This is a genomic window from Synechococcus sp. CS-1332 (genome assembly GCF_025127995.1).
Lineage (GTDB): Bacteria > Cyanobacteriota > Cyanobacteriia > PCC-6307 > Cyanobiaceae > Cyanobium.
Genome location: NZ_JAHLYP010000004.1, coordinates 20,376 through 45,283 on the forward strand (window position 1 = coordinate 20,376; position 24,908 = coordinate 45,283).

The 24,908-nt window shown below is 68.7% G+C and carries 20 protein-coding genes and 2 tRNA genes; 6 read left to right on the forward strand and 16 right to left on the reverse strand.

Annotation, left to right across the window (positions count from 1 at the left end; translation table 11 throughout):
* Positions 1 to 63 precede the first annotated feature (63 nt).
* Both KQ305_RS00340 and KQ305_RS00345 read right to left on the reverse strand, forming a co-directional pair.
* Positions 64 to 399 carry an AIR synthase gene (locus KQ305_RS00340; RefSeq protein WP_259723488.1) on the reverse strand — a complete coding sequence of 112 codons (336 nt, stop codon included), beginning with the start codon at positions 397 to 399 and terminating at the stop codon, positions 64 to 66.
* Between the two features lie 19 nt (positions 400 to 418).
* The gene (locus KQ305_RS00345; protein WP_259723489.1) at positions 419 to 2,266 is read right to left on the reverse strand and encodes a phosphodiester glycosidase family protein; all 1,848 of its coding nucleotides are present in this window, start codon (positions 2,264 to 2,266) and stop codon (positions 419 to 421) included.
* 210 nt (positions 2,267 to 2,476) lie between these two features.
* Here KQ305_RS00345 and gltB point away from each other — a divergent pair, with 210 nt between their 5' ends.
* On the forward strand, positions 2,477 to 7,081 hold the full coding sequence (gltB, locus tag KQ305_RS00350; RefSeq protein WP_259723490.1) for a glutamate synthase large subunit: 4,605 nt from the start codon (positions 2,477 to 2,479) through the stop codon (positions 7,079 to 7,081).
* A gap of 18 nt (positions 7,082 to 7,099) precedes the next feature.
* Here the strand turns inward: gltB and KQ305_RS00355 are convergent, their stop codons facing one another.
* Both KQ305_RS00355 and lipA read right to left on the reverse strand, forming a co-directional pair.
* Positions 7,100 to 7,441, reverse strand: a complete 342-nt coding sequence (locus tag KQ305_RS00355) for a hypothetical protein (RefSeq protein ID WP_259723491.1) — start codon at positions 7,439 to 7,441, stop codon at positions 7,100 to 7,102.
* Between the two features lie 54 nt (positions 7,442 to 7,495).
* Positions 7,496 to 8,386 (reverse strand): lipoyl synthase, encoded by an 891-nt coding sequence (gene lipA / locus KQ305_RS00360; RefSeq protein ID WP_399230117.1) that lies wholly within the window; start codon positions 8,384 to 8,386, stop codon positions 7,496 to 7,498.
* 75 nt (positions 8,387 to 8,461) lie between these two features.
* On the opposite strand from lipA, the gene KQ305_RS00365 reads away from it, so the two are divergent.
* Positions 8,462 to 8,535, forward strand: a tRNA-Pro gene (locus KQ305_RS00365).
* An 18-nt stretch (positions 8,536 to 8,553) separates the two neighbouring features.
* On the opposite strand, the gene cobJ is transcribed toward KQ305_RS00365, so the two are convergent.
* Positions 8,554 to 10,275 carry a precorrin-3B C(17)-methyltransferase gene (gene cobJ, locus KQ305_RS00370; protein ID WP_259723522.1) on the reverse strand — a complete coding sequence of 574 codons (1,722 nt, stop codon included), beginning with the start codon at positions 10,273 to 10,275 and terminating at the stop codon, positions 8,554 to 8,556.
* Positions 10,276 to 10,328: 53 nt separating this feature from the next.
* Positions 10,329 to 11,450, reverse strand: coding sequence for a hypothetical protein (locus KQ305_RS00375; protein WP_259723493.1), 1,122 nt, complete (start codon positions 11,448 to 11,450; stop codon positions 10,329 to 10,331).
* A 480-nt stretch (positions 11,451 to 11,930) separates the two neighbouring features.
* On the opposite strand from KQ305_RS00375, the gene psaA reads away from it, so the two are divergent.
* Positions 11,931 to 14,234 carry a photosystem I core protein PsaA gene (psaA, locus tag KQ305_RS00380; RefSeq protein WP_259723494.1) on the forward strand — a complete coding sequence of 768 codons (2,304 nt, stop codon included), beginning with the start codon at positions 11,931 to 11,933 and terminating at the stop codon, positions 14,232 to 14,234.
* A gap of 20 nt (positions 14,235 to 14,254) precedes the next feature.
* Complete coding sequence (psaB, locus tag KQ305_RS00385) at positions 14,255 to 16,468, forward strand: photosystem I core protein PsaB (RefSeq protein ID WP_259723495.1); 2,214 nt, start codon at positions 14,255 to 14,257, stop codon at positions 16,466 to 16,468.
* A gap of 481 nt (positions 16,469 to 16,949) precedes the next feature.
* Here the strand turns inward: psaB and KQ305_RS00390 are convergent, their stop codons facing one another.
* The 4 genes from KQ305_RS00390 to KQ305_RS00405 all read right to left on the reverse strand — a co-directional run bounded on the left by KQ305_RS00390 (position 16,950) and on the right by KQ305_RS00405 (position 19,459).
* Positions 16,950 to 17,441 carry a photosystem I reaction center subunit XI gene (locus KQ305_RS00390; RefSeq protein ID WP_259723496.1) on the reverse strand — a complete coding sequence of 164 codons (492 nt, stop codon included), beginning with the start codon at positions 17,439 to 17,441 and terminating at the stop codon, positions 16,950 to 16,952.
* Between the two features lie 62 nt (positions 17,442 to 17,503).
* Positions 17,504 to 17,620, reverse strand: a complete 117-nt coding sequence (locus tag KQ305_RS00395) for a photosystem I reaction center subunit VIII (RefSeq protein ID WP_015109434.1) — start codon at positions 17,618 to 17,620, stop codon at positions 17,504 to 17,506.
* An 83-nt stretch (positions 17,621 to 17,703) separates the two neighbouring features.
* A complete protein-coding gene (locus tag KQ305_RS00400) occupies positions 17,704 to 18,669 on the reverse strand; it encodes a glycosyltransferase family 2 protein (protein ID WP_259723497.1) in 966 nt (321 codons plus the stop codon).
* A gap of 55 nt (positions 18,670 to 18,724) precedes the next feature.
* Complete coding sequence (locus KQ305_RS00405; protein WP_259723498.1) at positions 18,725 to 19,459, reverse strand: C40 family peptidase; 735 nt, start codon at positions 19,457 to 19,459, stop codon at positions 18,725 to 18,727.
* A gap of 19 nt (positions 19,460 to 19,478) precedes the next feature.
* Here KQ305_RS00405 and KQ305_RS00410 point away from each other — a divergent pair, with 19 nt between their 5' ends.
* Entirely contained in the window at positions 19,479 to 20,399 is a 921-nt protein-coding gene (locus KQ305_RS00410) for a serine hydrolase (protein ID WP_259723499.1), read from the forward strand.
* A gap of 80 nt (positions 20,400 to 20,479) precedes the next feature.
* Here KQ305_RS00410 and KQ305_RS00415 read toward each other — a convergent pair.
* Positions 20,480 to 20,568, reverse strand: a tRNA-Ser gene (locus KQ305_RS00415).
* Between the two features lie 18 nt (positions 20,569 to 20,586).
* A complete protein-coding gene (alr, locus tag KQ305_RS00420) occupies positions 20,587 to 21,786 on the reverse strand; it encodes an alanine racemase (protein ID WP_259723500.1) in 1,200 nt (399 codons plus the stop codon).
* 74 nt (positions 21,787 to 21,860) lie between these two features.
* On the opposite strand from alr, the gene KQ305_RS00425 reads away from it, so the two are divergent.
* Positions 21,861 to 22,361: an HNH endonuclease gene (locus KQ305_RS00425; protein ID WP_259723501.1), complete on the forward strand. Its 501-nt coding sequence runs from the start codon at positions 21,861 to 21,863 to the stop codon at positions 22,359 to 22,361.
* 27 nt (positions 22,362 to 22,388) lie between these two features.
* Here KQ305_RS00425 and prfA read toward each other — a convergent pair whose 3' ends face one another.
* The 4 genes from prfA to rplM all read right to left on the reverse strand — a co-directional run bounded on the left by prfA (position 22,389) and on the right by rplM (position 24,790).
* Positions 22,389 to 23,504 carry a peptide chain release factor 1 gene (gene prfA / locus KQ305_RS00430; RefSeq protein ID WP_259723502.1) on the reverse strand — a complete coding sequence of 372 codons (1,116 nt, stop codon included), beginning with the start codon at positions 23,502 to 23,504 and terminating at the stop codon, positions 22,389 to 22,391.
* Positions 23,505 to 23,625: 121 nt separating this feature from the next.
* Positions 23,626 to 23,925 (reverse strand): 50S ribosomal protein L31, encoded by a 300-nt coding sequence (gene rpmE, locus KQ305_RS00435; RefSeq protein ID WP_259723503.1) that lies wholly within the window; start codon positions 23,923 to 23,925, stop codon positions 23,626 to 23,628.
* 8 nt (positions 23,926 to 23,933) lie between these two features.
* Positions 23,934 to 24,341 (reverse strand): 30S ribosomal protein S9, encoded by a 408-nt coding sequence (rpsI, locus tag KQ305_RS00440; RefSeq protein ID WP_015109426.1) that lies wholly within the window; start codon positions 24,339 to 24,341, stop codon positions 23,934 to 23,936.
* Positions 24,338 to 24,790 (reverse strand): 50S ribosomal protein L13, encoded by a 453-nt coding sequence (gene rplM / locus KQ305_RS00445; RefSeq protein WP_259723504.1) that lies wholly within the window; start codon positions 24,788 to 24,790, stop codon positions 24,338 to 24,340. The genes rpsI and rplM overlap by 4 nt, the downstream gene beginning before the upstream one ends.
* Positions 24,791 to 24,908: the final 118 nt, after the last annotated feature.

The following is a 24,908-nucleotide window of genomic DNA, read 5'->3' on the forward strand; positions in this document are numbered from 1 at the left end:
GGTGGACAGGTCGGTTGTCCGACTGTTTCGACAATCCGACACCTTACTTCGTCGCCGTCCCCCTCAGGGTTCGCGACTGAAGGCGGCACCGCAGGCGCAGGTGCGCACGCCAGGCCCAGGGCGCACCAAAAAGCCACCGCCGCTGAGGTCGCCCCTGTAGTCGAGCTGCAGGCCCCGCAGCATGGGCAACTGCTCGCCAGGCGAATAAAGGGTGATGCCGTCGGCCCGGGCCACGGGGGTGCCGGCCAGGTGGCCGGGGCGCAGCCGGATCGCCCAGGCTTCGCAGGCCCCCTCCAGCAGCTCCAGGTGCATCATCCCCGGGGTGCCCGCCACGGCCGCCTGGCGGCACAGCTCGGCGGCGGCGGCGGGGGTGAGGCGAAGGCTGTGGCCCCGGGGCACGGTGGAGTGGCGAATCGCATCAGTTTGCCAGCCGCTGGCTGTTGGCCCCCTCGCCCCCACCGATCGGCACCAAGCCCAGCCCGTTGTGAACAGAGCCGGCCACACCCCGGCCCTTGACCCGGTGGCTGCCGCCCATCACCAGGCCCGTGGAACTGCCGCCGTCGAGGTTGAGCGCATCCACCAGCCCCAGCTGCTGCAGCAGCCAGGCGGTCTCGGAGAGAGTGGGGCCGCCGCCGCCGCCGGCGCCCTCCAAGGTCACCAGCCAGAGGAGGCTGCCATCACTGCCCACAACCGTGCGGGGGGCCCCCTGGCGCAGGAAGGCGGCTCCGAACCCTTCGGCGCTGCCGTTGAGCACGATGCGGCCGTTCTGGAGCAGCAGCGGCCCGCCTCCCATCACCGAGCTGGCGTTGCCCAAGGGGTCGCTGGGGCGACTGTCGAGGCGCAGTGTCTCCCCTTCATTCCAGGGCAGGGCGGCCCCGCCGCGGGCCACCACCAGGGTGTCCTCCGGCTGCAGCGCCACCCCCGCCGCCAGCTCCTTGCTGCCGATCCGCCGCTGCACACGGCTGCCACGCAGCATCACGCCCGTCTCCGAGCCGGTCAGGGCCTGGTAGAGCCGGCCCCACTCGGCGGTGTAGCGGCTCAGGCCCCGCTGGGCGTAGCCGCTGTTCACGGTCAGCAGCGGCCAGCGCTGGCCACGGTCATCGCTGATCCATTCGTCCAGCCGCAGGCGCCCGAAGCGCGGCAGGCTGCGGCGATCCCAGCCCACGGCGCCGCGGTTGAGGATCGGCCCGGAGAGCCAGCGGCCCTGGTCCCGCAGGGCACCGAGGGGAAGCCGGCGCACCCGGTTGAAGAAGCCGCCGTTGATCGCCACCAGGGCGTCCTGGCGCTGGGCCAGGGTCGCCAGGGAGCTCAGGCCCGCCATCCCATCGGGACGGCTGAGGGTCCGCAGTTCCAGCGGCCCGCTGCGGGGATCGATCCTGACGGCATTGATCTGGACCCTGGTGCCCCCCACGGCGCGCACCTGCTGGTCCCAGCGCAGCTGCGGCCCCAGCAGCGCCAGAAGCCGCGGATCGATCGGCGCCGGAGCCGTCGGTGGCGTCGTTGCCGTGCCGGTGGCGGTGCCGCTCTGGGGCAGGTCAATGACCACCCGGGCGGGCTCCCCCAGGGTGAACAGGCGCAGGGGGGCGGTGACACCCGGGACGCTCAGGTTCAGGACCACGCCGTCGGAACCGCTGCGCAGGCCCCGGGCGGTGAGCTGGGCCAGCTGGTCGGCCCGGCTGAGCAGGGTCAGCTGGACGCCGCCATCGCTGCTGCGCACCAGGGTGGGGCCATCGAGGTCGAGCACCACCCGCCGGAAGCCGGCTTGCTCGGAGCTGCGCACCTGGAGCAGACGGGGCGCCGGCAGGCGCAGATCCAGCAGTTCGCCGCGGCGCTCCACCGCCACGCCGACGTCGCGCAGGATCGCCGCCACATCGACGGCCACCTCATCCGCCAGCGACCGCTGCTGGCCGGGGGGCACCACCAGTTCCCGGCCGAACCACTCCAGCGCCAGGCCCCCGTCGGGCCTGGACCGGCTACTGAAGCCCAGCTGGCCTTCCAGCACCTCCAAGGGCAGCCACAGCGCCTGGGGCTGGCGGGCCTCCAGCCCCCCCCAGCGCCAGGCGGCCTGCTGGCTGAGGCCGTTCAGCGCCAGCCGGGTGCCACCGACCTCCGCCGTGGGGCGCACCGGCAAAGGCTGGGGCCGGCTGCGGCGCGGGGGTTCCAGCTCCGGCAGAGCCGGTGGCATTGGTGGCGGGGCCGCCCGGGTGACCGGTGAGCCGCCGATCAGGGCCAGCAGGAAGAAGGCGATCGGAAGGGTCCTGGCCATCAACGGAGTCCTGCCGGTCAATAGAAAAAGTTAGTCCCATCACTTTCAGGTAGGGGCAGCTGCCTAGGATTGGCGGCTCGCCCTGTCGTCGCGGACACGGCCGCTGCACGGATGACACGGCAGCTCCTCGGCGGTTCCACCCTGCCGGCATCTTCAGGCTTGGTTTTTCAAGCCATCTCCAGCTCCGTTTCAGCAGCACCACCTCGGCCTATGTCCTCCTCCGCTCCGCTCTGGCCCCATCGCGACAGCTCGGCCCCAGGCCCTGGAGAGACGGACGCGTGCGGCGTGGGTTTCCTGGCCCACCTCGATGGGGTGCCCAACCACTGGGTGCTCCAGCAGGCTCTGCGGGGCCTCCGTTGCATGGAGCACCGGGGCGGCTGCGGCGGTGATGGGGATTCCGGCGACGGGGCCGGTCTGCTGACCGCGATCCCCTGGATCTACTTGGAGGCCGTCTGGCCAGCGGCCGCCGCCTCCACGGCCATGGTGCGGGGCCTGGGAATGCTGTTCCTGCCCGCCGACGAGGAACGGCGCGACCTGGCCCGCCGGATCTGCGACGAGGAGGCCGAGCGCCTCGGGCTGCTCAGCCTCGGCTGGCGGGACGTCCCCATCGTCCCCGAGGTGCTCGGGCCCCTGGCCCGGGAGAACGCCCCGGCCATCGAGCAGTGGCTGCTGGCCGCCCCTGATGCCGTGCCCGGCGTCATGGCTGATGTGGATGCCCTCGAATCCCTGCTGTTCCGCCTGCGGCGTCGTGCGGTCGACCGGGTGAGGGAGGTGTGGGGCGACGACACCACCGATCTCTATTTCGCCTCGATCAGCGGCCGCACCGTCGTTTACAAGGGCATGGTGCGTTCGGAGGTGCTCGATGCCTTCTACGCCGACCTGCGCGACGAACGTTTCAGCGTCGCCTTTGCTGTGTACCACCGCCGCTTCAGCACCAACACCCTGCCCCGCTGGCCCCTGGCCCAGCCGATGCGCCTTCTGGGCCACAACGGCGAGATCAATACGCTGCTGGGCAACATCAACTGGGCCAGGGCCGCCGAATCCCATCTCGAGGCCGTCTGGGGCGATGCCGCCCGGGACCTGCGGCCCCTGGTCAACGCCGCCTTCAGCGATTCGGCCAATCTCGACGCCACCCTCGAACTGATGGTGCGCAGCGGCCGGCCGATCACCGACAGCCTGCTCACCCTGGTGCCGGAGGCCTTCCGCGACCAGCCCGAGCTTGACGAGCGCCCGGCGATCAAGGCCTTTTACGAATACAGCGCCTGTCTGCAGGAGCCCTGGGACGGCCCCGCTTTGCTGGTCTTCAGCGATGGCCGCATGGTGGGGGCCACCCTGGATCGCAACGGCCTGCGTCCCGCCCGCTACTGCATCACCAGCGACGGTTACGTGGTGATGGGCTCCGAGACGGGCGTGGTGGAGCTGGAGGAATCCCGCATCATCGAGAAGGGACGCCTCGGCCCTGGCCAGATGCTGGCCGTGGATCTGGAGCAGCACCGTCTGCTGCGCAACTGGGATGTGAAAGAGGAGACCGCGGCGCGGCTTCCCTATGCCGGCTGGCTGCTCGACCATCGCCGCAGCCTCACCCCCGGCACCTGGCAGAAGGAGCATTCCCTGGGCGACCTCGAGCTCCTGCAGCACCAGACGGCCTCTGGCTTCACGGCCGAGGACCTGGATCTGGTGATCGAGGACATGGCTGGCCAGGGCAAGGAACCCACCTACTGCATGGGTGACGACATCCCCCTGGCGGTGCTCTCCTCAAAGCCCCATCTCCTCTACGACTACTTCAAGCAGCGCTTCGCCCAGGTCACGAACCCCCCCATCGACCCGCTGCGCGAGAAGCTGGTCATGAGCCTGGAGATGCACCTGGGCCGGCGCGGTTCGGCCCTGCGGCCGGATGCCTCCGGTGCCGCCGTGCTGCATCTCACCACCCCGGTGCTCAACGAGGCCGAACTCCAGGCCCTGGGCTCCCACGGCCTCGGGCTCACCACCCTCTCCACGCTCCTGCCGGTGGCCAGCGGCCCCGACGGCCTTGAGCAGGCCCTGCATCGCCTCTGCTTCGAGGCGGAGGCGGCCGTACGCAGCGGCCTCCAGATCCTGGTGCTCTCCGACCGCCCCGATGGCGGTATTTCCGCTGGCACCACGGCGATCCCGCCCCTGCTGGGGGTGGGTGCCGTGCACCACCACCTGCTGCGGCTCGGCCTGCGCCTGCAGTGCTCCCTGGTGGTGGACACCGCCCAGTGCTGGAGCACCCACCACCTGGCCTGCCTGATCGGCTACGGCGCCAGTGCGGTCTGCCCGTGGCTCACCTGGGAGACCACCCGCCACTGGCTGGCCCATCCGCGCACCCAGTCGATGATCGAGCGGGGCAAACTGCCCGCCCTCGACGCCGACAAGGCCCAGGCCAACGTGCGCAAGGCCCTTGAGGAAGGGCTGCGCAAGATCCTCTCCAAGATGGGAATCTCCCTGCTCGCCAGCTATCACGGCGCCCAGATCTTCGAAGCCATCGGCATCGGTGCCGATCTGATCGATCTGGCCTTCACCGGCACCACCAGCCGGGTCGCCGGCCTCAGCCTTCAGGATCTGGCCAGCGAGACCCTGGCCTTCCATGCCAAGGCCTACCCGGAGCTGAACCGCACCAAGCTGGAGTTCATGGGCTTCGTGCAGTACCGCACCGGCGGGGAATTCCACCTCAACAACCCGGAGATGGCCAAGGCCCTGCACGCCGCCGTCGCCGCCGGCCCTGGCTACGACCATTTCTCCACCTACCGCACGCTGCTGGAGAACCGGCCGGTGACCGCCTTGCGGGATCTGCTCGAGCTCAGGCCGGCCCCTGTGCCCCTGCCGATCGAGCAGGTGGAGAGTGTCGAGAGCATCTGCAGCCGTTTCTGCACCGGTGGCATGAGCCTGGGGGCCCTCTCGCGGGAGGCCCACGAGGTGCTGGCGGTGGCGATGAACCGCATCGGCGGCAAGAGCAACTGCGGCGAGGGCGGCGAGGACCCGGCCCGCTATCACCCCCTCAACGACGTCGACGGCGACGGTCACTCGCCCACCCTCCCCACCCTGCGCGGCCTGCGCAACGGCGACAGCGCCTGCTCCGCCATCAAGCAGATCGCTTCGGGCCGCTTCGGCGTCACCCCGGCCTACCTGCGCAGCGGTCGGCAGCTGGAGATCAAGGTGGCCCAGGGCGCCAAGCCCGGCGAAGGTGGCCAGCTCCCTGGCCCCAAGGTGGATGCCTATATCGCCTGGTTGCGCAACAGCAAGCCAGGCGTGGCGCTGATCTCACCGCCCCCGCACCATGACATCTATTCCATCGAGGATCTGGCCCAGCTGATCCACGACCTGCACCAAGTGAATCCCGCCGCCCGGGTCTCGGTGAAGTTGGTGGCCGAGATCGGCATCGGCACGATCGCCGCTGGGGTGGCCAAGGCCAATGCCGATGTGATCCAGATCTCAGGCCACGATGGCGGCACCGGGGCCTCGCCGCTGAGTTCGATCAAGCACGCCGGCAGCCCCTGGGAGCTGGGCCTGACGGAAGTGCACCGCAGCCTGCTGGAGAACGGCTTGCGGGATCGCGTCCTGCTGCGGGCCGACGGGGGCCTCAAGAGCGGCTGGGACGTGCTGATCGCCGCCCTGCTGGGGGCCGAGGAGTACGGCTTCGGCTCCGTGGCCATGATCGCCGAGGGCTGCATCATGGCCCGCGTCTGCCACACCAACAACTGCCCGGTGGGGGTCGCTACCCAGAAGGAAGCCCTGCGCAAGCGCTTCACCGGCCTGCCCGAGCAGGTCGTCAACTTCTTCTTCTTCGTGGCCGAGGAGGTGCGCCAGCTGCTCAGCGTGTTGGGCGTGGCCCGCCTCGAGGACCTGATCGGCCGCACGGATCTGCTGGCTCCCCGTGACGTCCGCCTCACCAAGACCGGTGCCCTGGATCTCTCCTGTCTGCTCGATCCGATCCCTGCGGCGGCCGACCGCTCCTGGCTGCGCCACGACGACGTCGCCCACGACAACGGCCCGGTGCTCGAGGACCAGCTGCTCGCTGATCCGGAGCTGCGTGCGGCGATCGATGCCCATGGCCATGTGGTGCGTCAGCTGCCGATCGTCAACACCGACCGCAGCGTTGGGGCCCGCCTGAGCGGTGAAATTGCGGCCCTGCATGGCAACACCGGTTTCCAGGGGGGCCTGGCCCTCACCTTCCACGGTGCGGCCGGCCAGAGCTTCGGCGCCTTCGTGCTCCAGGGCATGGACCTGCGCCTGGTGGGTGAGGCCAACGATTACGTCGGTAAGGGCCTCAACGGGGGGCGCATCACCGTGGTGCCCCCCAGCGGCCTCAACGACCCCGGCGACCAGGTGATCCTCGGTAACACCTGCCTGTATGGCGCCACGGGAGGTGAGCTGTTCGCCCTCGGCCGGGCCGGCGAACGCTTCGCCGTGCGCAACAGCGGCGCCCGCACTGTGGTGGAGGGGGTCGGCGACCACTGCTGTGAGTACATGACCGGCGGCGTGGTGGTGGTCCTGGGCGGCACCGGCCGCAACGTGGCCGCCGGCATGACCGGCGGGGTGGCCTTCCTGCTCGACGAGAGCGGTGGCCTGGCCGCCCGCCTCAACCCCGAGTCGGTGGAGCTGCTGCCCCTCACCACCCCTGAACAGGAGGGGCTGCTGCGGCCTCTTCTGGAGGCCCACCTGGAGGCCACCGGCAGCACCAGGGCCGCGGCGATCCTCGCTGACTGGCCCACGTGGAAGGGCCGCTTCCAGGTGCTGGTGCCCCCCAGCGAGAAGGCCACCGTGGGCCTGATCCAACGGGAAGCGGTGGCGGCCTGAGCGGGCCTGCGGTTCAGCTCAGAAGTCGTCGTAGACCTGCTTGAACGACGCAAAGGTGTCGTCGTTGTTCATGCCGGCCACGGCGATGGATGCGGCACCCAGCTTTGTGCTGCAGCTGATCGAGAGGGCCATGGGAAGGCTGGTGTGGTCGGCGTACACGGAGCGGGTCTCGCCGGTGCCGATCACCTGGACATCGTCGGTGAAGCCGTTCTTGCTGGCCACCTTCCTGGCGTTCTCGACGCAGGCCATCAGGTCGTTCACCCCCAGCACCACGTCCGAATAGACGTGCGGCACGGCCTGGGCAGGCTCCCCCGGCGTGAGCAGGGCCACCAAAAGGCCGAGGGAGGCGAGTTTGCTCATGACCGGACCCTGGGTGCTGAGGATTCAGAATCCCCCATCTGGGTCCAGTCTTGATCAGCGCGGGTGCTCGCGCATCAGGCGCCGCACCTCGCCGGCGTGATAACTGCTCCGGGTGAGCGGACTGCTCACCACCTGCAGGAAGCCCAGGTCGGTTTCCCCGTGGCGGCGGAAGCCTTCGAACACCTCAGGGGAAACGAAGCGCTGCACCGGCAGGTGTTTGGGGCCGGGGGAGAGGTACTGGCCGATCGTGACGATGTCGACGGCATGGGCGCGCAGATCGGCCATGACGCTCTGCACCTCGGCGTCGCTTTCCCCCAGGCCCACCATCAGGCCTGATTTGGTGTAGGTGCGCGGCCAGCCCTCCCGCACCCGGCGCAGCAGCTCCAGCGAGCGTTCGTAGACCCCCTGGGGCCGCACCTGCCGGTAGAGCCGGGGCACGGTTTCGATGTTGTGATTGAGCACCTCCGGCGCCGCCGCCATCACCACCGCAAGGGCTTCCCAGGTGCCGCAGAGGTCCGGCAGCAGCACCTCGATCGTGGTCAGGGGCGCGTTGCGGCGCACGGCCTCGATGCAGGCGACGAACTGGCTGGCCCCGCCATCGGCCAGGTCGTCCCGGTTGACCGAGGTGATCACCACATGGCTCAGGCCCAGGCGCCGCACGGCTTCCCCCAGTCGCTCGGGCTCGGTGGGGTCCAGTGCCCGCACGCTGCGGTCGAAGTCGATGTCGCAGTAGGGGCAAGCCCGGGTGCAGCCCGGCCCCATGATCAGGAAGGTGGCGGTGCCGCCGGCGAAGCACTCGCCGATGTTCGGGCAGCTGGCCTCCTGGCAGACCGTGTTGAGCTTGAGGTCGACCAGCAGGTCCGCCACCGCCCCGATCCGTTCCCGCTGCGGCGCCTTGACCCGCAACCAGGGCGGCTTGGCAGGGGCGGGCCGGGGGTCGCTGATGGTCACGGAGGTCGCTGGGCTGGGCGGACTGTAGGCAGGACGGCCGCCGCGCTCCATCCCCTAAAGTTTGGCGATCGGGATGTGGCGCAGCTTGGTAGCGCACTTCGTTCGGGACGAAGGGGCCGCAGGTTCGAATCCTGTCATCCCGATTTTTTTCACGCCGGCCCTCAGGCCAGAGCTGCTCCTGGGTAGCCGCGGGGGGTCACCATGCGGCCGTCCTGAACCCGGGTGGAGCTGTTGCCGACCAGCACCAGGGTGAGCATGTCCACCTCGTCTTCGGGCAGGGAGTCCAGGGTGTGCAGGCTGAGCGTCTCTTCGGTGCGCCCGAGCTGACGGGCCAGCAGCACCGGCGTGGTGGCCGGTCGGCCCTCGCCCAGCAGTTCGATGGCCCGGCCAAGCTGCCAGGGCCTGCCCAGGGAACGGGGGTTGTAAAGGGCCACCACGAAATCGCCGCTGGCGGCGCCCTTCAACCGCCGTTCGATCACCTCCCAGGGGGTGAGGCGGTCGCTGAGGCTGATGGTGCAGAAATCGTGCATCAGCGGAGCGCCGGCCCGGGCGGCGGCCAGCTGCAGGGCCGACAGTCCCGGGTGCACCGTGAATTCAGGACGGTCGAGGACCGGTAGCTGCAGCCAGAGCTCCAGGGCCAGCCCCGCCATGCCGTAGATGCCGCTGTCTCCTGAGGAGATCAGCGCCACGTCGAGGCCTTGGCGGGCCAGGTCGAGGGCCTCGGCGCAACGGGCCGTTTCCTCGGTCAGGCGACCCTCGCGGCGCAGCTGGTCGGGCCGCCGGAGCGGTTCAAGCAGGTCGAGGTAGAGCCCGTAGCCCACCCACACTGTCGTGGCGGCCAACGCCTGGCGGGCCTCGCCCGTGAGCAGGGCGAGCGCACCCGGACCGCTGCCCACCAACTGCAGACTGCCCCGCTGCGGAGCCCACTGGCGTCCGGCCAGGGCCACCGCCAGGGTGGCGGCACCCCGCTCCCCGGCCCCGGCGCGCTCGATCCGCTTCTCCACCAGCAGGCGGGCCGGCCCCCCCGCCTGGGACGCTGCCTGGAGAGCGGCGGCCTCGGCCACGCTGGGCGTGCCCATCTCCCTGGCCACCGCCTCAGAGGGATGGGGGACGGTCACCTCCGCCAGGGTGGGGGCGTCGTAAAGCCGCAGGGGCCAGCCCCGCTGCTCCGCGAGGGCCAGCAGGGCCGGCTCATCCCCCTTGCGATCGATGCTGGCCAGGCCGGCCACGGCCTCGGGGGCCAGCCCCTGCTGCGCCAGCCCCTCCGCCACCAGGCGCTCCAGCACGGCCAGGCTCGTGTCCCGCTCGCAGCCGAGGCCCAGCCACAGGGCGGGGGGATGCCAGCGGCAGCCGTCGCCACCGTGGGGACTGATCACCAGGGCCGCCGGGCCGGCCGGCTCTCCAGTGCCGGCGGCCTCCAACGTCTGCCAGAGGGTGTTGCCGCTCTCCTGCCGCAGGCTGATCCGGTTGTCGCGGGCTGCCTCCACCATCAGGCCCCGCCAGTCGCCCCCGCCCCGGCGCCAGCCCCAGGCCTGGCCGAAGGCATCCAGGGGCAGCCGGCCGCGGGCGGCGCTGGCGCCGGTGAGCACGGCCTCGCCGCCGATCAGGGCGGCGATCTCCTGGCTGAGCTGATCCCCGCCGGCGTAGTGGCCCCCCAGCAGCGGCACCACGAACCGGCCCAGGGGATCCACCACCAGCACGGCCGGATCGCTGTCCTTGTCTGCGATCAGGGGGGCGATCAGGCGGGTCACCAGGCCGCAGGCGCCGACGGCCACCACCGCTTCGGCGGCCCCCCATTGCTCGGCCAGCCAGACGGCCGCCGCCTTGTCGCCTTGATCGCGCACGATCTGCAGCAGGCCGGCCTGGGAGAGCCGCTCGAGCATCGGCGTGGCCGTCGCGCCGAAGCCGAGGCCGACGATGTAGCGATGGGTGCCGCTCACGGGGCCACACTCCCATCCAGGGGGGGCTCGGCCACCTCAGCAGATGTTGGGGGCACCGGTGGGTCGGGAACGTCTGTTGTCGCAGCCTCGATCTCCGCCAGGTTCCCGACCCCAAGCTGGTCCTCAGTTCCCAGCTCGGCTTCAGGGTCCGGCTCGGCTGCCATCAGGGCCTCGGCCTCCGCTTCGGGTATGGACTCGGGCTCTGGATCAGGCTCCGGCGCCGACGGCGGTGGCGCCTCGCCCAGCAGGATCGCCAGCTCCGTGGGCTCCAGGCGACCCCCCTGCCAGCGGGGTGCTTCGGCGCCGGGCTGGAGGGTCACTTCGGACACCAGGCTGTTGAACGGTGGGTTGAGGGGTTCGCCGAGGCCATCGAGCAGGTCGAGCTGGATCGCATTGCTACCCATGCGCCAGCCCTCCAGCCAGAGGGGCGTCTGTTGATCCACCAGGAAGCTGTCGCCGTTGAGGCTGACCCGCAGTCGCCAGCTGGCATCACCACTGCGCAGGTTCTGCAGCGGGGCCTCTAGCAGCAGCCAGTCGAGCAGCAGGGGGGTGCTGGCCGCCGTTCCCCGGGGGCTGACGGCAATCAGCTGGGGGCTGCCCGGGGCGGGTTGGCTCAAGGGGTTGGCCGCGACCCGGTGCAGCCGGATCTGGCGCTGGGCACCCGGACCTTTCACCGCCTCGCCCCAGGGCCTGGCGGCATAGACGGTGAGCCGATGGCTGCCCGGTTCCAGCGGCCGCATGGTGGTGGTGGTGCCGGTCAGCGGCAGGGGGGGATCCCCATCCAGCTGCACCACCACATGGGGGCCGAGGCCGAGGGGGCCGGCGTCCACCAGGGGCCAGTCCTCCACCTGAAGCCGCAGGGTCCAGGGACCGGCCGGCAGCAGGGCGCCGTCGGCGGGGGAGAGGATCCCCAGCTGGGGCCGCCGCCCATCCAGGGCCTCCTGCAGCTGCTGCACCGCCAGGGGGGGCGCCACTTCCTGCTGGCTGGAACGACCCTGCAGCTGGGGCGGTGCCGCCGGCGAGGGCGGCCGGCGGCCAGGCAGGGTGAAGGCCAGGGCGGCCGGCGGAGCCAGGGTGAGCACCAGCAGGAGGACCGCCGTCAGCAGGGCGGCCCACACGGGCGTCGTGCCAGCCCCTCGCCCTGCGGCCCCTGGCCTCCCATCCCTGTCGCTCACGCGGGCTCCCTCATGCGTGGCGCCATTCTGCTTCGGGGCCTGAAGGGGGCAGATCGGCTGTCGAAATGGCCGACAAATGCAGCAGCAGGTTATAGAAACCCCACGTTATCTCTGATTGTTACGTTGTTGACAACACGCGCTCAGACCGCTGTCGCAGCCTTGGAACCGCTGGGATTAAACCTTTGTAACTGGCGGCCGATTCGCCTTGTTTTCGACCCCTATACTTCCGCCAGCGGTCCCCTTTCGGGGCCCAAAGCCCCAGTCGTGGCAAGGGATTTCCCCCACCTCGCGACTGGTGCCCATGGTCGGGTCTTCCCGGCCATGGGGCCCACCGATGGGCCCGGGACGGTCGCATGACCTGTCCCCGGCGTCCGTCGAAGGGGTGGACCTCCACCTCGACCCCGTCCCTCGAGGAACGTCTCGATGACCATCAGCCCACCAGAGCGTGGGAACAAGGCGAAGGACATGGTTGACCGGAACCCCGTTCCAGTCGACTTCGATGTTCTCGGCAAGCCCGGGCATTTCGATCGCACCCTCGCCAAAGGTCCCAAAACCACCACCTGGGTTTGGAACCTCCACGCCAACGCTCACGATTTCGACAGCCACACGAGCGATCTTGAAGAGGTCTCCCGGAAGATCTTCAGCGCTCACTTCGGCCATCTGGCCGTCATCTTCATCTGGCTGAGCGGCGCCTTCTATCACGGAGCCCGCTTCTCCAACTACACCGGCTGGCTGGCCGACCCCCTGCACGTCAAACCCAGTGCTCAGGTGGTCTGGCCGATCTTCGGCCAGGAAATTCTCAATGGCGATGTGGGTGCCGGCTTCCACGGCATCCAGATCACCTCCGGCCTCTTCCACGTGTGGAGAGCCTGGGGTTTCACCAGCGAGTTCCAACTCCTCTGCACCGCCATCGGTGCTCTGGTGATGGCCGGCCTGATGCTCAACGCCGGTGTCTTCCACTACCACAAGGCAGCGCCGAAGCTGGAGTGGTTCCAGAACGTTGAGTCCATGCTCAACCACCACCTGGCCGGCCTGCTCGGGCTCGGGTCCCTGTCCTGGACAGGTCACCTGCTGCACGTGTCGCTGCCCACCACCCAGTTGATGGACGCCATCGACGCCGGCAACCCGCTGGTGCTGAACGGCAAGACCATCGCTTCGGTGGCCGACATCCCGCTCCCCCACGAGTTTCTCAACCAGGATCTGCTGGCTCAGTTGTTCCCCGGCTTCGGCGCGGGGATCTCCGCCTTCTTCACCGGCAACTGGGCCGCCTACAGCGATTTCCTCACCTTCAAAGGTGGTCTGAATCCTGTGACCGGCAGCCTCTGGATGACCGACATTGCGCATCACCACCTGGCGATCGCGGTGCTGTTCATCGTGGCTGGCCACATGTACCGCACCAACTGGGGCATCGGCCACAGCATCAAGGAAATTCTCGAGGGCCAGAAGGGCGATCCCCTGCTGTTCCCCGCGCCCAAAGGTCACGATGGGCTCTACGAATTCCTGACCACCTCCTGGCATGCCCAGCTGGGTATCAACCTCGCACTCTTGGGTTCGCTCACGATCATCGTGGCGCATCACATGTATGCGATGCCTCCGTATCCCTACATCGGCATCGACTACCCGACCCAGCTGTCGCTGTTCACCCACCACATGTGGATCGGCGGCTTCTTTATCGTCGGCGCCGGCGCTCACTCGGCCATCGCACTCATCCGCGACTACGACCCGGCCAAGAACGTCGACAACGTGCTGGATCGGGTGCTGAAAGCCCGTGATGCCCTGATCAGCCACCTCAACTGGGTGTGCATTTTCCTGGGCTTCCACAGCTTCGGCCTCTACATCCACAACGACACCATGAGTGCCCTGGGTCGTCCCCAGGACATGTTCAGCGACACTGCGATCCAGCTGAAGCCCGTCTTCGCGCAATGGATCCAGGGTCTGCACGCCGCTGCCGCCGGCACCACCGCTCCCAATGCGCTGGCTGGTGTGAGCGAAGTGTTCAACGGCGCCGTCGTGGCCGTTGGCGGCAAGGTGGCCGCCGCGCCGATCCCCCTGGGAACGGCCGACTTCATGGTCCACCACATCCACGCCTTCACGATCCACGTCACCGTGCTGATCCTGCTGAAGGGCGTGCTCTACGCGCGCAGCTCCCGCCTCGTCCCCGACAAGGCGAACCTGGGCTTCCGCTTCCCCTGCGACGGCCCAGGCCGTGGCGGTACCTGTCAGGTGTCGGCCTGGGACCATGTGTTCCTCGGCCTGTTCTGGATGTACAACTCCCTGTCGATCGTCATTTTCCACTTCAGCTGGAAGATGCAGAGCGACGTGTGGGGCACCGTCAATGCTGACGGCACCGTCCAGCACATCACCAACGGCAACTTCGCCCAGGGCGCCATCACCATCAATGGCTGGCTCCGGGACTTCCTGTGGGCTCAGGCCGCCCAGGTGGTGAACAGCTACGGCTCGTCCTCCAGTGCCTACGGTCTGATGTTCCTGGGTGCCCACTTCGTCTGGGCCTTCAGTCTCATGTTCCTCTTCAGTGGCCGCGGCTACTGGCAGGAGCTGATTGAGTCCATCGTCTGGGCTCACAACAAGCTGAAGGTGGCTCCCGCCATCCAACCGCGGGCGCTTTCCATCACCCAAGGCCGTGCCGTCGGTGTCGCCCACTATCTGCTGGGCGGTATCGCGACCACCTGGGCCTTCTTCCTGTCCCGACTCATCGCGGTCGGCTGACCTCCACCTGACCTTCCCCAATGGCAACGAAATTTCCTTCGTTCAGCCAGGGTCTGGCACAGGACCCGACAACCCGCCGTATCTGGTACGGCATCGCCACGGCTCACGACTTCGAGAGCCACGACGGAATGACGGAGGAGCGGCTTTACCAAAAGCTGTTCTCCACCCACTTCGGTCACCTGGCGATCATCGGCCTCTGGGTTTCGGGCAACCTGTTCCATATCGCCTGGCAGGGCAACTTTGAGCAGTGGGTCGCCGATCCGCTGCATGTACGTCCCATCGCTCACGCGATCTGGGATCCCCACTTCGGGCAGGGCGCCATCGACGCCTTCACCCAGGCGGGCGCTTCCTCCCCGGTGAACATCGCCTATTCCGGTCTGTACCACTGGTGGTACACGATCGGCATGACGACCAACATGGAGCTCTACCAGGGTTCCATCTTCATGCTGATCCTCTCGGCATGGGCCCTGTTCGCCGGCTGGCTGCATCTCCAGCCCAAGTTCCAGCCTTCCCTGGCCTGGTTCAAGAACGCCGAATCCCGGCTCAACCATCACCTGGCTGTGCTGTTCGGCTTCAGTTCCATTGCCTGGACCGGTCACCTGGTCCACGTCGCCATTCCCGAATCCAGGGGACAGCACGTCGGTTGGGACAACTTCCTCTCGGTCTCGCCCCACCCCGCCGGTCTGGCTCCGTTCTTCACCGGCAACTGGGGGGTCTATGCCCAGAACCCCGACACCGCCAATCAGCTGTTCGGTACCTCGGATGGAGCAGGCACCGCGATCCTCACCTTCCTGGGTGGTTTCCACCCCCAGACCGAAGCGCTGTGGCTCACGGACATTGCCCACCACCATCTGGCCATCGGTTGCATCTTCGTGATCGCCGGCCACATGTACCGGACCAACTTCGGGATTGGCCACTCGATCCGGGAGATCCTCGAAGCCCATAACCCTCCGAAGGGAACTCCCTTCGGAGGCGCTCTCGGGGCCGGTCACAGGGGGCTGTACGACACCATCAACAACTCCCTCCATTTCCAGCTGGGCCTGGCCCTGGCTTCCCTTGGTGTGGCGACGAGCCTGGTGGCGCAGCACATGTACGCGCTGCCGTCCTACGCGTTCATCGCCAAGGACTACACCACCCAGGCGGCGCTCTACACGCACCACCAGTACATCGCCATCTTCCTGATGTGCGGTGCCTTTGCCCACGGTGCGATCTTCTTCATCCGCGACTACGACCCGGAAGCCAACAAGAACAACGTTCTTGCCCGGATGCTTGAGCACAAGGAAGCCATCATCAGCCACCTGAGCTGGGTCTCCCTGTTCCTCGGCTTCCACACCCTGGGTCTTTACGTCCACAACGACGTGGTGGTCGCCTTCGGTACCCCCGAGAAGCAGATCCTGGTGGAGCCCGTCTTCGCCCAGTTCGTTCAAGCCGCCAGTGGCAAGGCCCTCTACGGGATGGATGTGCTGCTGGCCAACCCCAGCAGCGTCGCCAACACAGGTGCCCCCTGGCTTCCCGGTTGGCTGGATTCCATCAATGCAGGCAACAACTCCCTGTTCCTGCAGATCGGCCCTGGTGACTTCCTGGTCCACCACGCCATCGCCCTGGGTCTGCACACCACCACCCTGATCCTGGTGAAGGGGGCCCTGGATGCCCGGGGTTCCAAGCTGATGCCAGATAAGAAGGACTTCGGCTACTCCTTCCCCTGCGACGGCCCCGGCCGTGGCGGCACCTGCGACATCTCGGCCTGGGACGCCTTCTATCTGGCTGTCTTCTGGGCCCTGAACACCGTGGGTTGGGTCACCTTCTACTGGCACTGGAAGCACCTCGCCATCTGGCAGGGCAACGTGGCCCAGTTCAACGAATCCAGCACCTATCTCATGGGCTGGTTCCGCGACTACCTGTGGCTCAACAGCTCCCAGCTGATCAACGGGTACAACCCGATGGGATCCAACAACCTGGCCGTCTGGGCCTGGATGTTCCTCTTCGGCCACCTGGTGTGGGCCACCGGCTTCATGTTCCTGATCTCCTGGCGGGGTTACTGGCAGGAGCTGATCGAAACCATCGTCTGGGCGCATCAGCGCACGCCTCTCGCCAACCTGGTGGGCTGGCGCGACAAGCCCGTCGCTCTCTCGATCGTTCAGGCCCGTGTGGTGGGTCTCGCCCACTTCACGATCGGCTACATCCTTACGTACGCGGCCTTCCTGATCGCGTCGACGTCAGGCAAGTTCGGCTGAGCCTCGGCTCCCGAGCCCCATCTACGCCCCTTCTCGAATCTTCGAGGGACCCCCATACCCCCGGTCACCACCGGGGGTTTTTTCTTGTCCTGCGATCCCTTCAGGGACCAGCTTGTTGTTAGGTGGTCGCTCTTCAGGGCCCCGTCATCGCTGGATCAGGTTCGATGCTCTGGGCGATCAGGTCCGGTTGTTTGACGGGGCTGGGTTTCTTGATCCAGGCCGCTCTCTTCTGGGCGGGACAAGGCGTCCCACGAACCCAAAGAGTGTGCTGAAGCAGGTGATAGGTGGGGTGCTGGCCGATAAGCGGATCGCTGCGGTTGGCAACGATGTCACGGTGACGCCTGCTCTCTGCCACCAAGCAGGCGCCGCACCGGGCTCCACCGCCTTGCCTCTGGCCGGCCGAGGCGAGAGTCGTTGCCTGGCCAATAAAAAAACCCTGCCGAGGCAGGGTTTCAGCGGACATCCGGTGAGCAGGGCTAGCTCAGCCGACGCTCCAGACGCCGCCGGCGATGTTGGCCAGTGGCGATTGAATCGCGGTGCTGCAGAGGAACCAGGCAAAGGCCGCGCCGCCGCAGCCACCCAGCCAGAAGCCGCTGGCGAATTCCGCCCAGCCGGCTTTGGTGAACAGGTCGGCGGGGGGGTTGTCGATGGTGGCGTCGGGGGGCTGGACGTTGGGACCGCTGCCGGCGGTTCCGTAGATCGACAGGCAGACGGTCAGGATCGACACCAGGCCGATGGCGGCCAGCAGGCCGGCAGTGCTGGCGAACTCGGTGGCGCGCAGGGGGCCGGCGTAGGCGAAGGGTCCGTACAGGAAGTAGCCGTGGGCCATGCCCACCTCAAGACCACGACGGTTGGGGGAGAGGGAGGGCCTGTACGCCGGCAGGGCGTTCAGGAAGGCCTTGGTGAAGTAGCTGCTGTTGACGGGGGTGGCCAGATTGCCGACGGTCGGGTCGGCGACGGGGGTCACGGTCATGGGGGGCGGATCGGGGGGTCGTCAGAAGGGGAGGCGAGTGACGCTGGGGCCTGGGCCGGTCGTCAGTCGGTCGCCTCGATCACGTTGAACAGCAGGGCCATGGCCACCGCTGCGCCGAGGATTCCCACCAGGGGAACCATCACGGACGGCATCCAGGCAACGGCAAATTCACCAGTCATGGCTTGGGCCAATAGGAACCGCGGGTACTGTAAGGACCCCTTCCTGCCTGGCTTCTCGGGGGAGTGGGGGGCGACATAAAAGTTCAGCTGGCGCCGCCGCGCACCGTGGCTCGCACCCGGTAAATCGGCCGGCCCTGGCTCTCGTGGTACGTGCGCATCTGCAGTTCCGCCAGCAACCCGAAACTGAACAGCTGCACCCCGCTGAGGATCGCCAGCACCGCCATCAGCAGCAGGGGACGGTTGCCGATGTCGGCCCCCAGCAGCAGCTTCTCGCCCACGAGCCAGAAGGCGATCGCCAGGCCCGCCCCCAGGGCCAGCAGCCCGGCGAAGCCGAACACATGCATCGGCCGGGTCAGGAACCGCTTCATGAACCACACCGTCAGCAGGTCCATCAACACCCGGAAGGTGCGGTCGATGCCGTAGTTGCTGCGGCCGTAGCGGCGGGCCTGGTGGGACACCCTCACCTCGCCGATGCGGGCGCCTTCGATGAAGGCCAGGGCCGGCAGGAAGCGGTGCAGTTCCCCGTAGAGGTTCATGTCGCTGACCACCTCCCGCCGGTACGCCTTCAGGGAGCAGCCGTAGTCGTGCAGCTGCACACCGGTGACCCGGGCGATCAGACGGTTGGCCACCAGGGAGGGCAGCAGCCGGTTGAGGGCCCCGTCCTGGCGCTGCTGTCGCCAGCCGCTCACCAGGTCGAGGTCGTCCTGCTCCAGCCGGGCCAGCAGCAGCGGGATGTCGGCGGGATCGTTCTGGAGGTCCCCGTCGAGGGTGACGATCACCCCGCCGCCGCTGGCATCGAACCCGGCCGCCATGGCGGCCGTCTGCCCGTAGTTGCGCCGCAACAACACGGCCACCAGTTCCGGCACCTGGCCGGCCAGGTGCCGCAGCACGGCCTGGGTACCGTCCTTCGATCCGTCGTCCACCAGCACCAGCTCGAACGGCTGCCCCAGGGGCCTCAGGGCCGCCAGCAGCTTCTCCACGAGCAGGGGCACGCTGGCCTCCTCGTTGTAGAGGGGCACCACCACCGACAGGCTGGCGGTCTCCGCCATGGCCCCTCCCAGCTCAGGCTGCACCGTACCCGCCCCGGGCCCCGGGTCCCTGTGCTCAAGGAGGCAGGGGACTGCCGTCGTGGCTGTGCATCACCCGCCCTGCGCCCCGCAGCTCGGCGCGGTAGTGGCAGGCCACCGGATCCCGGTTGCGGGGATGGAGGTCGTCGATGCCGATGCCATCGCGGCCATGCTGGCGGCCGGAGCTGTGCAGGTAGCGGCCCCCGCCGAGGTGCAGGGCCACGTGGGTGCAGCGCTGCGGGGTGCCGAAGAAGAGCAGATCCCCCGGCAGCAGCAGGCTGGTGACGCCGCTGGCCACCGCCACCGGGCGGCAGAAGCGCTCCTGCAGGTAGGCATCCCGGGGCAGCCAGATGCCGGCCTGGGCGAAGGCGGTCTGCACCAGCCCCGAACAGTCGAAATCCGGGCCCAGGGTGCCCCCCCAGAGGTAGTGGTTGGGCTGGTGACGGGCGGCCTCGGCGAAGGCGAGCACCGCCCCCAGCCGGGCGGCGATCCTGTCGCGATCGAGGCGCGGCAGCGGCGGCGGCGGGGCGGGGTGCCCGTGGCTCTCGAGGGCGAGCGCCTCCACCCAGCAGGGGTAGCCGTCCCCGTGCAGCCGCACCCGCAGGCGGATCTCGGCGCCGGAGGCGGCGGGGGGCGCGGCCAGCACCCTCAGGTGCCGGCCCGCCCGGATCTCAGTGGCCAGGCCCGGGCCCTGCGGCCGGCTGTAGGCCGGCAGCGGCCGGGTCAGGGTCCAGATACGTCCGGGCGCCGGCAGGGTGCCTAAGGTCGCCATCGCAAAGGTGCCGCCGCTGATGGCGTTCTACAGCCCGGATCCGGCCATGGGCCAGACCCTGCGCCAGCTCATCGGCCAACTGGAACAGGAGGGGCGCCCGGGACTGGGGGAGCAGCTCTCGATCACCTGGCTCCGCTACGGGGCTTCGCTGGTGGGCGGGGCTGAAGGGCTGGGCCAGGAGGCCTTCTGGGGCCAGACCGTGACCGGCGCCGGCTGGGAGGGGGAGAGGCCGCGCTACCCCGCCAGCGTGGTGAAGCTGGTGTATCTGGTGGCCGCCGAAGCCTGGCTGCAACGCCAGCTGATCGAGGAGGGGCCGGAGCTGCGCCGAGCCCTGGCCGACATGGTGCGTGACTCCGGCAACGACGCCACCAGCCTGGTGGTGGATCTGCTCACCGGCACCACCAGTGGCCCGGTCCTGCCCCCCGGGCGGTCGGCCGCCTGGTGCCGCCAGCGCCAGGTGGTCAACGACTGGCTGGCGCGCCTCGGCTGGCACGAGGTGGCGGGGGTGAACGCCTGCCAGAAGACCTGGGCGGAGGGGCCCTATGGCCGCGAGCGGGAGTTTTATGGGCCCCAGCTGGAAAACCGCAACCGCCTCAGCACGGATTTCACGGCCCGCCTGTTGCACGCGGTGATGGCCGGAGCCGCGGTGTCCCCGCCGGCCTGCCGCCGCATGATGGCCCTGCTGGGACGCTCACTGGATCCCCAGGCGCGGGCCGCCGATCCCGAGAATCAGGTGGATGGCTTCCTCGGGGCCGGACTGCCGGATGGGGCCCGGCTATGGAGCAAGGCCGGCTGGATGAGCCAGGCCCGCCACGACGCCGCTTATGTGGAGGTGGACGGCAAGGCCCCGATGCTGCTGGTTGTCTTCAGCGAGGGACGGGCCCGGGCCGCCGATGCCACCGTGCTGCCGGCGATTGCCTCCGCCCTGCTGGACGCCTGAGCCTGCCGTTAGATGGGGCCGGAGCGGCCTCGCCAGGCTCTGAGTGCACCTGGCGGGTTGGCCCCTGGAAGGGCCGGAAACGGAGAGGGAGGGATTCGAACCCTCGACAGAAGTTGCCCTCTGTAACTCCTTAGCAGGGAGCCGCTTTCAACCACTCAGCCACCTCTCCAGTGGCCCAGAGAGCTTATCAGGGCTCGGACGCTGTCTCCGGGGGCACGGCCAGGCGCGGTAGGCGGTGCTTGAAGCCGCAGAGGATCTCCCAGGGGATCGTGCCGCAGCGCTCACTCCAGTCGAGGGGGCTGATGATCTCCCCTTCCTGCTCGCCCAGCAGGGTGACCATGCTGCCCACCTCAATCCGGGGGGCCTCGGTGGCGTCGATCACCAGCTGGTCCATGGTGATGGCGCCCACCTGGGGCAGGCGTCGGCCGTCGAAGAGCACCTCCATCCGGTTGGAGAGCTGGCGGGGCACCCCGTCGGCGTAGCCGATCGACACCACCGCCAGGCGGCTGGGCCGGCTGGTGCGGAAGCGGTGGCCGTAGCTGACCCCGACCCCCGCCCCCACCTGGCGCAGCAGGGTGACGCGGGCGTGGATCTGGAGGGCTGGCCGCAGGGGCACCACGCCAGCCAGGTGGGCCGCCGGCGGCTGGCCGTAGAGGGCCAGGCCCACCCGGACCAGGTCGTAGTGCTGCTGGTGCCCCCGCAAGGTGCCGGCCGAATTGGCGAGGTGGCGGCAGCCGGCCGGGAGCCCCTGCTCGGCCAGGCTGGCGAGGACGCTCTCGAAGCGCCGCTGCTGAAGGTCGTTGAGGCCGTCGTCTTCGTCCGGAGCGGCATCGGCGCAGGCCAGGTGCGAATAGATCCCGGCCAGGTCGATCGCTTCCATCCCCCGCAGGGCCGCCACCAGCCTCGGGCCCTCCTGCCAGTCGGCGCCGAGCCGGGCCATGCCGGTGTCCAGCTTGAGCTGGACGGCCATGGTGCGGCCGCTGCCGCTGGCCAGGTTCTGGCAGAGCAGGGCTTCCCGCATGCTGCTCAGCGTCGGCATCAGCTGCCAGCGCTGACAGCTGCGCAGTTCCTCGGGCTGGGTGAGGTTGCCCAGCACCAGCACCGGAGCGGAGATGCCGGCGCGGCGCAACTGCACCCCTTCGGCCAGGGTGGCGACTCCGAAACAGGTCGCCCCCGCCTCCAGGGTGGCGCGGGCCACTGCCAGGGCGCCATGGCCGTAGGCATCGGCCTTGACCACGGCCATCACCTGGGTGGCCGGGCCGATGTGGCGCTGCAGCGCGCGCACGTTGGCCTGGATGGCCGCGGTGTTCACCTCCACCCAGGCCCGCTGCCGCGACGGCTGGGTCTCCTCCGTCGCGCTGGTGGGGGCGAGTGAGGAGCTGGTCATGGACGCCGGTGCAGGGGGTGGACCATGGAATTCATGGGAATCCCGTTAGCATGCCGCGTATCCAGCGGACTGGAATGGGCCACGTACTCGTTCTGAATGCGTCCTACGAACCGCTGAACATCACCACCTGGCGCCGGGCCATGGTGATGCTGCTCAAGGGGAAGGCCGAGGGTCTCGAGCACGACCCTGAAAAGGTGATTCGTCCCGACCATTTCCTGCCCACGGTGATCCGGTTGCGCCAGTTCGTGCGGGTGCCCTACAAGCCCCTCCCTCTCACGCGCCGCAACGTCTTCCACCGCGACGGCCACGCCTGCCAGTACTGCGGCTTCAGTGGCGAGCAGCTCTCCATCGACCATGTGGTGCCCCGCAGCCGGGGCGGCACCGACGTCTGGGAGAACGTCACCACCGCCTGTCTGCCCTGCAACGTGCGCAAGGGCAACCGCACCCCGCGGGAGGCGGGCATGCCCCTGACTCGGGAGCCCCGCCGCCCCCTGGGCAGCCTCAGCTTCGAGGCCAACCGGCGCATTCGCTCCGGCCAGCATCAGGAGTGGGCCAAGTACGTCATCGGCGCCTGAACCGCCGCCGCCCCTCATCCACCGTGCTCAACCACCGGTGCCGGTGGCCTCGAGGGCAAGCGCCTCAAGACCCTGGCGCTGCTCCTCCGCGATGCAGGCGCCAATCAGGTCCTCGATCTGGCCGGCCAGCACGGGCTCGAGGGAGAAGTTGCGTCCCAGGCGATGGTCGGTCACCCGGTTGTCCTTGGCGTTGTAGGTGCGGATCTTCTCGCTGCGGTCGCCGCTCCCCACCTGGGCGCGGCGCACGGAGCGCTCTTCCGCATTCGCTTCCGCCAGCTGGCGCTCATAGAGCTTGGCCCGCAGGATCTCCATCGCCCGTTCGCGGTTCTGCATCTGGGAGCGTTCCTGGGTGCAGAACACCCGGATGCCGGTGGGTTTGTGCAGGAGGTCGACGGCCGTCTCCACCTTGTTGACGTTCTGGCCACCGGCGCCACCCGAGCGGGCCGTGCTGATGTCGAGATCCCCCGGATCGATCTGCACCTCCACAGGATCGGCCTCAGGCATCACCGCCACGGTGGCGGTGGAGGTGTGAACCCGCCCCTGGGATTCGGTGGCCGGCACCCGCTGCACCCGATGCACGCCCGCCTCGAACTTCAGCTGGCTGTAGACCCCATCGCCGCGAATGGCAAGGATCAGTTCCTTGTATCCGCCGAGGTCGGCCTCCGAGGCACTGACGGGTTGCACCTGCCAGCCCTGGCTCTGGGCGTAGCGCTCGTACATGCGGGCCAGATCGCCTGCCCAGAGGCCGGCCTCGTCGCCGCCGGCCCCGGCGCGGATCTCCAGCATGACGCTGCGCTCGTCGCGGGGATCCGAGGGCAACAGGCTCAGGGTGAGCCGGCTGTTCAGGGTGCTGATCAGGCCCTCGAGGCTGACCAGCTCCTCACTGGCCAGGGCCACCAGTTCCTCGGCAGCGGGGTCGTCGCGGTGGGCCTTCAGCAGGGAGCGGGCCTCGTCCCGTTCCTGCTCCAATTTGCGCAGCCGCTGGTAATCATTGACCAGGGGCTCCAGCCGCGCCCGCTCCCGGGCGATCGACTGGAGGCGATCCGGATCGGAGGCCACCGCCGGGTCCGCCAGCTGGCGCTCCAGGGTCTGGAAGGTGCGGCAGGCGGTGTCCAGCCGGGATCGCAGCAGCTCGGAATCCATGGGCGGCACCCGAAACGGAAAAAGCCGGGTGCTGGAGGCACCCGGCGAGAGAAAGACCGGGCCGAATCATCTGTCCGATTCGGGCGACCGGCTCCAGGCTGAGCGGTTCAGGCTGAGGGGTTCAGGCTTCGGTGGCAACTGGCGCTTCAGGCTCGACGGCGGCAGGGGCCTCGGCAGGCTTGGCGGCCTTCTTGGCTCCGGAGGCGGAATCGGTGCTGCCCATGCCGTACTTGCGCATGAAGCGATCCACCCGGCCTTCGGTGTCGAGGATCTTCTGGGTCCCGGTGTAGAAGGGGTGGTTGCCGCTCCACACGTCGACCGTGAGCTCGGGGTGGGTGGAGCCGGTGGTCATCACCACCTCCCCGTTGCAGATCACCTTGGCGTCCGGATACCAGGTGGGATGGATGTCGGCTTTCGGCATGACGGAAATCAGCGCTTGGAGAACTGGGGAGCCTTGCGGGCTTTCTTGAGGCCGTACTTGCGACGCTCCTTGGCCCGGGGATCGCGGCTCAGGTGGCCTTCGATCTTGAGCGGCTTGCGGTTGTCAGGGGACAGATCGCAGAGGGCGCGGGCGGCGCCCTGCTTGATGGCATCGGCCTGGCCTGTGAGGCCACCGCCGCGCACGTTCACCAGCAGGTCGTACTGGGCTTCGAGGCCCAGGGTCTGCAGGGGGGCTTTCACCGCCGCCAGATAGACGGGGTTGTAGTTGAGATAGTTGTCACCGGGGCGGCCGTTGATGGTGACGCTGCCGCTGCCGGGAACGACCCGCACACGGGCCACGGCGGTCTTGCGACGGCCGGTGCCCCAATAGACGACGCGGTTGGAGGTGCTGGTCATTGGGCGGCGGCGGCGGGATCGAGGGCGAGGGGCTGGGGCTGCTGGGCGGCGTGGGGATGCTCGGCGCCCTTGTAGACCTTGAGCTTGCGGAACAGCTGGCGACCCAGGGCGTTGTGGGGAAGCATGCCCTTGATCGCCTTCTCGATGATGCGCTCCGGCAGGCGGGCCTGGAGGTGCTCAAAGGTTTCGGTCTTCATGCCGCCAGGACGACCGGAATGGCGCCGGTAGATCTTCTGGGTGGCCTTGTTGCCGCTCACACGCACCTTGTCGGCGTTGATGATCACCACGAAATCACCGGTGTCGAGGTGAGGCGTGAAGGTGGGCTTGTTCTTGCCGCGCAGCACCTGGGCCACTTCGCTGGCGAGACGGCCGAGGGTCTGATCCGCGGCGTCGACCAGATACCACTGGCGCTCAAGCGAATCGATGGAGGGTGAGGTTGTCTTGTTCATCGCGCCGGCGGGCCGGTTTGGGGTGAGCCCATCGCAGCCGGATGGGTCGGGACAGGGAGATTCGACCCTACCGTGTCGCCGGATCCGGCGAGTTCGGAGAGACACGCTCTGCGTGGGT

What these genes read in the sequence shown, in the direction of transcription:
- KQ305_RS00345 (WP_259723489.1), bottom strand. Translation starts at nt 2,266, where the DNA reads ATGGCCAGGACCCTTCCGATCGCCTTCTTCCTGCTGGCCCTGATCGGC.
- gltB (WP_259723490.1), top strand. Translation starts at nt 2,477, where the DNA reads ATGTCCTCCTCCGCTCCGCTCTGGCCCCATCGCGACAGCTCGGCCCCA.
- KQ305_RS00355 (WP_259723491.1), bottom strand. Translation starts at nt 7,441, where the DNA reads ATGAGCAAACTCGCCTCCCTCGGCCTTTTGGTGGCCCTGCTCACGCCG.
- cobJ (WP_259723522.1), bottom strand. Translation starts at nt 10,275, where the DNA reads ATGCTCGAGCGGCTCTCCCAGGCCGGCCTGCTGCAGATCGTGCGCGAT.
- psaA (WP_259723494.1), top strand. Translation starts at nt 11,931, where the DNA reads ATGACCATCAGCCCACCAGAGCGTGGGAACAAGGCGAAGGACATGGTT.
- psaB (WP_259723495.1), top strand. Translation starts at nt 14,255, where the DNA reads ATGGCAACGAAATTTCCTTCGTTCAGCCAGGGTCTGGCACAGGACCCG.
- KQ305_RS00390 (WP_259723496.1), bottom strand. Translation starts at nt 17,441, where the DNA reads ATGACCGTGACCCCCGTCGCCGACCCGACCGTCGGCAATCTGGCCACC.
- KQ305_RS00395 (WP_015109434.1), bottom strand. Translation starts at nt 17,620, where the DNA reads ATGACTGGTGAATTTGCCGTTGCCTGGATGCCGTCCGTGATGGTTCCC.
- KQ305_RS00400 (WP_259723497.1), bottom strand. Translation starts at nt 18,669, where the DNA reads ATGGCGGAGACCGCCAGCCTGTCGGTGGTGGTGCCCCTCTACAACGAG.
- KQ305_RS00405 (WP_259723498.1), bottom strand. Translation starts at nt 19,459, where the DNA reads ATGGCGACCTTAGGCACCCTGCCGGCGCCCGGACGTATCTGGACCCTG.
- KQ305_RS00410 (WP_259723499.1), top strand. Translation starts at nt 19,479, where the DNA reads ATGGCGTTCTACAGCCCGGATCCGGCCATGGGCCAGACCCTGCGCCAG.
- alr (WP_259723500.1), bottom strand. Translation starts at nt 21,786, where the DNA reads ATGACCAGCTCCTCACTCGCCCCCACCAGCGCGACGGAGGAGACCCAG.
- KQ305_RS00425 (WP_259723501.1), top strand. Translation starts at nt 21,861, where the DNA reads ATGGGCCACGTACTCGTTCTGAATGCGTCCTACGAACCGCTGAACATC.
- prfA (WP_259723502.1), bottom strand. Translation starts at nt 23,504, where the DNA reads ATGGATTCCGAGCTGCTGCGATCCCGGCTGGACACCGCCTGCCGCACC.
- rpmE (WP_259723503.1), bottom strand. Translation starts at nt 23,925, where the DNA reads ATGCCGAAAGCCGACATCCATCCCACCTGGTATCCGGACGCCAAGGTG.
- rpsI (WP_015109426.1), bottom strand. Translation starts at nt 24,341, where the DNA reads ATGACCAGCACCTCCAACCGCGTCGTCTATTGGGGCACCGGCCGTCGC.
- rplM (WP_259723504.1), bottom strand. Translation starts at nt 24,790, where the DNA reads ATGAACAAGACAACCTCACCCTCCATCGATTCGCTTGAGCGCCAGTGG.